General features: G+C 60.2%; 6 protein-coding genes. 4 read left to right on the top strand and 2 right to left on the bottom strand.

Features of this window, described 5'->3' with window-relative positions:
- Nucleotides 1-157: 157 nt before the first annotated feature.
- On the bottom strand, nucleotides 158-1405 hold the full coding sequence (locus WCO56_27380) for a hypothetical protein (GenBank protein ID MEI7733324.1): 1248 nt from the start codon (nucleotides 1403-1405) through the stop codon (nucleotides 158-160).
- A 10-nt stretch (nucleotides 1406-1415) separates the two neighbouring features.
- The gene (locus WCO56_27375; protein ID MEI7733323.1) at nucleotides 1416-2948 is read right to left on the bottom strand and encodes a sulfatase; all 1533 of its coding nucleotides are present in this window, start codon (nucleotides 2946-2948) and stop codon (nucleotides 1416-1418) included.
- Nucleotides 2949-3184: 236 nt separating this feature from the next.
- Between WCO56_27375 and WCO56_27370 the strand changes: the two genes are divergently transcribed.
- The 4 genes from WCO56_27370 to WCO56_27355 all read left to right on the top strand — a co-directional run.
- A complete protein-coding gene (locus WCO56_27370; protein ID MEI7733322.1) occupies nucleotides 3185-5938 on the top strand; it encodes an ATP-dependent DNA helicase in 2754 nt (917 codons plus the stop codon).
- A gap of 48 nt (nucleotides 5939-5986) precedes the next feature.
- A complete protein-coding gene (locus tag WCO56_27365) occupies nucleotides 5987-6556 on the top strand; it encodes a hypothetical protein (GenBank protein ID MEI7733321.1) in 570 nt (189 codons plus the stop codon).
- Nucleotides 6557-6583: 27 nt separating this feature from the next.
- Complete coding sequence (locus WCO56_27360; GenBank protein MEI7733320.1) at nucleotides 6584-8113, top strand: hypothetical protein; 1530 nt, start codon at nucleotides 6584-6586, stop codon at nucleotides 8111-8113.
- 13 nt (nucleotides 8114-8126) lie between these two features.
- Nucleotides 8127-8356: hypothetical protein (locus tag WCO56_27355; protein MEI7733319.1), on the top strand; the 230-nt coding region annotated here is incomplete at its 3' end.

The raw sequence follows: 8356 nt of genomic DNA, 5'->3' as shown, positions 1-8356 counted from the left end.
AGAACGTCCCAAGGCATCGGTGACGTTGGTCAACACTTGGCTATTCGGTCGGGGCATAAACTGGAATGGTTATAGTTATCCCAATTTTTGGTTACTGGCGGTCGAACTTTCAAGTCATTGTTCGAGTTTGACCCCTTTCCCGGCGGGCGGAAGCGGGTTACGGCGCGGAGAGTTGGGCCGCCAGCGCGCGCGCCACGTCCGCACCAAAGGCGCGGGCGCTTTCCGCGTTGACTTCCACGCTTTGCGCATCGGCATAGGCCAGTTCAAACGTGGTAACGACCCGCGCCGACGTAAACGTATCCCGCGCCCAGGCGGAAGAGGAGCGTCCCTGAGAGAAGTTGCCGGCGGTGTTCCAGGATTTGCCGAATTCCAAGAGACAATCCCTGGTAGTGAAGGGGACGGGGCCGCGGCGCGTCTGTTCCAGCCGGTCCGCCAACGCGCGCTGCCGGGCCGCAAAACCGGGATCCGCGCAGCCCACCATGTAAGCGCGGTCGTTCCAGGTGCCGCTGATGTACGGACAATGCAAATCCACCGAGGCGACGACGCGCGCCTTGATTTCCTGGCCGAGCCGCATCAGCGCCGCCACTTCGGGATAGAGCGGCGCGGCGTTATAATCGCGGTTGTGATCGTGCGGGTGGCGGTTCTTCCCCTGATCGCCCGCTTCCACGCCGTCCTTGTCCATGAACGGCAGTGCGACGACCTGCCAATGCGATTGCCATTGCCGCGCCAGCTCGTTGGTGCCGAGCACCGTCTCAAGAAAACCCTCCATGGCATAAGTGGCCATGGCTTCGCAGCAATGATGGCGGGAGGTCAGCAGCACCATGCCGGGCGACTTGCGGTCATCCAGGCAGCCCGCTCGCAACAGCTCCACCGGACGGCCTTTCCGGCTGCGGCAAAGCTCTTCCACCCGGAGCGCCGGGTTGGCGGAGTGGCGTTGCCGCCAGAGATCGAGATGCGCTTGCAGATACTCCGGGCAAAACGCATAGCGCACTTCCCCGCCCTGTGCGGGAATCCGCGCGGTAAAGGACCAACCCGGCTTCTCCCCGACGCGAATGCTCTTCACCGCTTCCGCCCCGAGCCAGCGCCAGGTGAGCCCGGCATCCGTACTGACCGCCGGCCCGCGCACCCCGATGGGTTTCTTCTCGGCAAAGGCAAGTTCAACGGCACTCCCGGCCGGTCCGCGCAGGCGGACGTTAAAGAAGAACCACCACTGATTCGTCTGCGTGTCCCGCAGATCAGGGGCGAGGATGAACCGGCCCGGTTCCGTCCGCACCACTTGAATATTGCCGCCGGGAAAGTCGGCATCCACCGTGAACCCGTCGGAACTGGCGCTGGACTCCGCGCGCCCCGCCGCCAGCAGCACCGTAAATCCAAACCAGACGCTCAGCAGGGAAATGGTTTTCATGAGAACAGGGTTATTCCGAACTGCTCAGCCGCGCATTCTTTACCGCGCGCTTTTGTTTGGGCCGCGGCGCATTGGGATCATACTTGGCGTTGGGCGTGGGCATCCTGGCGCCGACCTCCGTCCGCCAGGCGGCGAGCTTGCTTTGCAATTCCTTGACGCGCTCCGGCGCGGCGGCGGCCAGGTTCCGGCTTTCGGAGATGTCCTCCCGCAAATTATACAGCTCCACCGCGCCGTCTTCATAGTGCTCGATCAATTTCCAATCGCCATCCCGCACCGCGCCGCCGGGGAACCCGCCCTGATTGCCGTAATGCGGATAATGCCAATACACCGGCCCGCGCGCGCGCGCCTGCCCTTGGAGCACCGGCACGAAACTCACGCCGTCCAAGTGCTGTTTCGGGAGCAACGGCCACCCGGCCGCCTCCAGCAGCGTCGGGAAAATATCAGGACTGCTGACCACGCTATCAAATACCGCCCCCGCCTTGACCACCCCGGGCCACCGCACGATCAGCGGCTCGCGGATCCCGCCTTCATACAGCCAGCCTTTGCCTCCACGCAGCGGCAGATTCGACGTCGGGTGCCCCTCCGAGGTGGATAGCCCGCCGTTATCGGATGAAAACAGCACCAGCGTATGCTGCGCCATCCCATTTTCCTCCAGCGCCTTTAGGATCTTGCCCACCGCCTGGTCCATCGCTTCAACCATGCCGCCATAGACGGCATGATCCTGCACCAATCGCACTTCGCGCTCCCCTTCCTTGCCCCAATCCGGCCCCGCATGCTTTACGGCGCGCGCCTTCTCCTCATACTTCTTGCGCAGATCAGCGCGGGCCATTAAAGGCGTGTGAACATCATAGAATGGCACCCAAGCCAGGAAGGGGCACTCTTTATTCGCCTGGATGAACTTGGCCGTCTCCGTCGCAATCCGGTCCGGCAAATGCTCGCCCGGTGGTCCGTCTTCCAGGCGCGGATTCCCATAAGGGGAAAAGTATTTATTGCCGCCATACGGGCCGCCCCGGTCAATGCCCCCTTTGTTGATATCAAACCCCTGATTCTCCGGCCAGAACCCCTCCGGACCAAGATGCCATTTACCGGCAAAAAAGGTGGCATACCCGTGCGCCTTGAAACCTTTGGCGACGGTCCCCTCTTCCAGTTCGAGCCGCTCGCGGTAGGCGGCGGGCAACAGGCGGGTATTGCGATTCCACTTATCCGGCTGGGTCGCGCCAATGAAATCCGTGACCCCCGTGCGTTGCGGATAACGGCCCGTCAGCAGACTGGCGCGGGTGGGGCTGCACACCGGGCAGGCGGCATACGCCTGGGTGAATCGCCCACCCTCGCGCGCCATGCGGTCCAGGTTGGGCGTTTCATAGAAAGTGCTGCCGTAACAACTCAGATCGCTCCAACCCAGGTCATCTGCCAGCAGAAAGACGATGTTTAATCGCGGGTTGGCTTCGGCCGCGGCGGCAGGCAGTGCCAGCCCCACAATCACGCAGAAAAGCCATAACCTCGCATGAATGGCTTGCTGTATCAGGCGTTTGACCAGTTTCATAGTTCGTTCTGCGCAGTGTAGCCTTCCGGCCACCCAGGCAAAGCCGAAAATTTCCCACCTAATATTTTCCCTCGCCAATCCGCACGACTTCATGCAACATTATGTCCTTTCAAGGCGTTGGGTAGTATGTTGAGTGGTTTTAATTGCGCTGGCGACGTGGCCTGTTTGCATCCATATCAGGTCATAAGTCCGTTTTGCCCTGCCCCAGCCCGGTCATTGGGCGTAGGCCATCTCCCATGAATTTATCCAAGGAACAACTCAGCGCCATCAGCCATCGCGGCAGCCACCTGCAAATCATCGCCTGTGCCGGCTCCGGCAAGACCGAGGTCATGGCCCGTCGCGTCGCCACCCTCATTGATGAAGGCGTCCCCCCCGCTGCCATCATCGCCTTCACTTTCACCGAGCGTGCCGCCGCCAGCCTCAAATCCCGCATCCACCGCCGCATTGCCGCCGATCAAGGCCCGGCGTTCCTGGACCGCCTGGGCCCCATGTTCATCGGCACCATCCACGCCTACTGCCTGCGGATGCTCCAAGACCACGTCCCCCAGTTCGGCAACTACGATACCCTCGATGAAAATCGCCTCGCCGGCCTCCTTTCCCGCGAATACCGCACCCTCGGCCTCGACCGCCTTGGCGATAAACACTGGGCGCCCATCCACGATTTCCTGAAAAACGTCCAGGTGGCGGAAAACGAACTCCTCACCCCCCAGGACCTTGGCGACTCCCCCTTCGCCCATTGCTACGAGCAATACGTCGCCATGCTGCGCCGTTACCATTTCCTCTCCTTCGGCCAGCTCATTTCCGAGGCCATCCTCGCGCTCAAAACCCCCAATATCTACCAGCGCGTCCATGGCCCCTTGCGCCACCTCCTGGTGGATGAATACCAGGACATCAATCCCGCCCAGGAAAAACTCATCTCCCTCCTGGCCAAATCCCCCGTCCACCTTACGGTGGTCGGTGATGATGACCAATCCATTTACCAATGGCGCGGCTCCGATGTCTCCAACATCCTGACCTTCAAAAAGCGCTACCAGCCCGCTGCCGACAAGCCCCTTTCCATCAATCGCCGTTCCCGTCCCCAGATCATTCGCCACGCCAACCAATTCGTCGCCTCCATCGAGCCCCGCCTCACCAAGCAGATGCGTTCCCATCGCTCCGCTGGCGAGACTGAAGTCCACTGCTGGGCCGGCGTCACCGATCTTGAGGAAGCCGCCACCCTGGCCGAGACCATCCAGCGCCTGGCCCAGCGCGGCTATCGCTATCGCGATATTGCCGTCCTGTACCGCTCCGTCCGCACCTCATCCGACCCGCTCATCAACGCCCTGCGCGAGCGCAACATCCCCTTCACCTGTGCTGGCCGCACCGGCCTCTTCCGCCAGCCCGAGGCCGCCCTGATTGGCCAGACCTACGCCTGGCTCGTCGCCAACGATTGGAAATCCGAGCGTTTTACCCCCTCCGAACCGGTGACCTTGGATGCCCTGTGCACCCAATACTACCGCACCTTTAACGCCGGAAAAACCATCCCCGACCTTAAGGAATACCTCACCGATTGGCAGAAACTCGTGGATGACAAATCCACCCAGGTCAACCTCATCCGCGATTTTTACCGCCTCCTGCGCCTGCTCAAAGTCCATGAGTTCGATCTGGCCGACCCTGCCGACGCCGCCCGCATGGGCTGCCTCGCCCGCGTCTCCGAGATCCTGGCCGATTACGAGCACGTCACCCGTCGTTCCCGTTACGTCGAGGATGCCGGCCAGCGCGTCTTCCGGGCCGGCCAGGACCGCGGCCTCTGGTTTTACCGTGGCCTCTTCAGCTACCTCCAATACTACGCCCTGGACGCCTACGAAGATTTCGAGGGGGAAGACACTTTCGATCTCGACGCCGTGGACATCCTCACCGTCCACCAGGCCAAAGGCCTCGAGTGGCCCGTCGTCTTTGTCCCTTGCCTCACCGATAAACGGTTCCCCTCCGGCAAATCCGGCCGCTCCCAGGATTGGCTCTTGCCGGAAGACGCCTTCCCTGAGGAAGCCCGCCGTCGCTACGAGGGTGGCGATGCCGAGGAACGCCGCCTCTTCTACGTCGCCATGACCCGCGCGCGGGATGCCCTCTACCTTTCCTGGTTTACGCAGAAGAAGAACCACTTTAACCCCTCGCCATTCCTCACCGCCGTTGCCGGCCAAACGCCCGATCTTGCGACCAGTCTCCCGCTGCCCGGCCATTTTACCCCGGAGGAGGATTCGCCGGATGACCCGCCCACCCTCACCTTTTCCGAGCTGGCCCTGTACGAACGCTGCCCCATGCGCTACCGCCTCAGCAGCTCCCTGGGCTTCCAGCCCCAGCTCGCCACCGAGCTCGGCTATGGCAAAGCCATCCATCACCTCTTGCGCCGCCTGGCCGATCTCACCCGCCAGCGCAAGAAACTGCCCACCGCCACCCAGGTCGAGCAGCTCTTTACGGATGAATTTTATCTCCCCTTTGCCAACCGCCCCGCCTTCGAGCAGCTCTTGGCCAAGGCCCGTTCCCTGGTCGCCCAGTACCTCGGCGCCTATTCCCAGGACCTCTTGCGCGTCTGGGAAACCGAGCGCGCCTTCGAGCTCCACCTCGATTCCGGCGTCGTTCAAGGCCGGGCCGATGTCATCCTGGACCATGAAAAAGGCCAGCCCGACCGCCTCGCCATCGTGGATTACAAAACCACCACGGATGCCCATAAAGACGACGTCTTCGCCTTCCAACTCGCCATCTACACCGCGGCCGGCCGGGGGGAAGGTCTCCAGGTGGAGGCTGCCTATTTGCACGAACTATCCACCAGCACCCGCGTGAACATCCCGGTGGATGCCGCCACCACCCAATCCGCCACCGCGCGTGCCAACACCCTGATTACCGGCGTCGTCCAGAAAAAGTACCCGCCCAAACCCGCCAAAGACCACTGCCCCAGGTGTGATGTCCGTGCCGTCTGCCAGCACGCCGCCTGTGGCAAATACGATTTTTAAACCCCTATGCCTCCACGCAAAAAAACCGTTGAATCTGGCAACCATCCTGTGGCAGATCCTGCTCAGCCTGCCGCTTCCGACTATGTTCAACGTCTCATAAGCCTTCTCGGCCTCTCGGAGGATGAAGTATTGGCCGCCCTCCTTTCCTCCTTTGTCCCCTCCAATCCCGGCTCGGTTGCATTATCCTGGGCCAAGCGCAATAATTACACCGCCCCTCCATCCACCAAGGTGTTGTGGGATATCATGGTTGCAGCGGATTTTCGCTGCGAGGAATGCCACACCCATCACGACCTTACTTTTCATCATCGCAATGACGACGCCCACGATTCGTGCCCGGAAAACCTTCAACTCCTATGCCGCAACTGTAATCGGGCAAAAAGTCGCCGGCCCGTCAAGCAGCGGGACTTTAAGATTAACATTTTCAAGACCTACCTGGATTTATTCGACCGTCTGGGGCGTCCGCCCACCCCGGTTGAGATCAAACGTCATCTCAACCTAAAACAACTCTCCAGTTCCGTTTACATGGTGCATTTCCTGAATACCAGGTTTGCCGTCCCGACCGCTGTACGGGCCTATAGTCCCAGCAAACATTCCCCGCATTCTACACCCTCTGCATAATTCCACCTATAGCGTTTTTAAACCACTATGCCTCCACGCAAAAAAACGAACGGCCCCTCCGAACTCTCCATTGGCGATTATCGCCACTCGGACGCCACCCGCAAAAATATCCCCCCGGCCAAAATCGCCGCCGAGGGACAGGTGCCCCCGGTGCCCAAGATTAAGTACTCCTATATCGTCTGCAAGACTGTTCCTCATATCTCATTGAAGACTATTGCGCAGAATGCTAATCTTGATCCGATCTTTTCTAAGTACGAATCCTTGCTTAGCAAGGCTCTCGCCGCTTGCAATTCTGGCTTGCATGAGATCACAGACGTCCACCGTTCCAAATTAGCGGCCAAATTTGTCACTAAGCAACGGCACGAAAGCAAAAAATCCATTACGGATGCTGATGAACGTCGTTGGCAACTCCCCAAAAAAGGAGAGGAATGGGAACATTGGCAGGTCCCGTTTGATACCGACTCCGATTGGCCCAAGGAACTCCAGGATGCCGTCACCACCTATCGCAAAGCTTGGCGCACCAAAATGGATGAGGTCAACAAATGTATCGCCGATAACGCCGATCAGGAGGAACTTGTGGACAAGCCAGAGATCAAAAAAGGCGTTGTCCGCGTCTCCGGCCCCTTCACGGTCGAGGCCGTCCAGCCCCCCGAAGTCTCCCTTTCCGAATCACCCGAATTCGCTGGTGCTCCGGAGGCTTTGCCCGATGCCTTTGATCTCGCTGGCGATTCCGCTGCCTCCCGCCAGAATGTGGATGCCTATCTGGACCAGATGACAAAACTCCTGAAAATGGATGGCGTCCGTTTCCCGGATAACAAGCAGATGAAGTTCTCCCGCCTGGAACGCATCACCGGCACCGATGGCACCCTCCATGCCGAGGGCCGCTGGGTGCCCGCCGGCGAGCAGGATGCGGATTCCGATGGCAAGGCCAACGTCGCCATCGCCTTCGGTCCCCAATACGGCCCCATCACCGCCAAACAGGTTGAGGACCTCATCCGCTCCACCAGCCGCCGTGGCTACGATGCCCTGGTCATCGCCGGCTTCTCCTTCGATGGCCCCGCCCAGGCGACCATCGCCGAGGCCAGCCACCCCAAACTCCACATCCACATGGCCCACATCCGTCCGGACGTCAATCCCGGCATGGCTGGCCTGCTGAAAGACACCCCCAACAGCCAACTCTTCAGCGTCTTCGGCCAACCCCGCACCAGTGTGGTAGGCCCGGACAAAGAGAAAAACTACACCGTCACCATGGAAGGCGTGGACATCTACAACCCCGTCACCAACACCATCCAGAGCACCAGCGACCAAAAAGTCGCCGCCTGGTTCCTTGATGGCGACTACGACGGCCGCACCTTCTGCATCACCCAGGCCTTCTTCCCGGATAAATCCGCCTGGGAAAAACTCGCCAAAGCCCTCGGTGGCGTGGTGGATGATGACCGCTTTGAGGCCCTCAGTGGCACCATCTCCCTCCCATTCCCCGCCGGCCCCAACAAATGCATCGCCGTCAAAGTCATCGACCCCCGCGGCAACGAAGTCATGTCCGTCCATAAACTATAAGCTTGCATAGGTTATGGAATCAGAAATCTTAACAAAGATATTCCTAGCGTGGCTGTCGATGACGTCGTTCGCACGCTCACTTTTCTTTGCCAAAACAATTGCGCTAGGCATTGGTGCCTTCACCGCAATAGTAGCGAAGACTGTGGACTTTCGAGACCCAGTCAAAAAGCCACTTATCCCTTCGCAACCCACACCGGACGTTCAAACCACACCGGACGTTCAAACCACACCGGACGTTCAAAC

The organism is Verrucomicrobiota bacterium (genome assembly GCA_037139415.1).
In the GTDB taxonomy this organism is placed as follows: domain Bacteria; phylum Verrucomicrobiota; class Verrucomicrobiia; order Limisphaerales; family Fontisphaeraceae; genus JBAXGN01.
The sequence above is the reverse complement of the archived record's forward strand: the minus strand, read 5'-3'. Positions and strand labels throughout refer to the sequence as shown.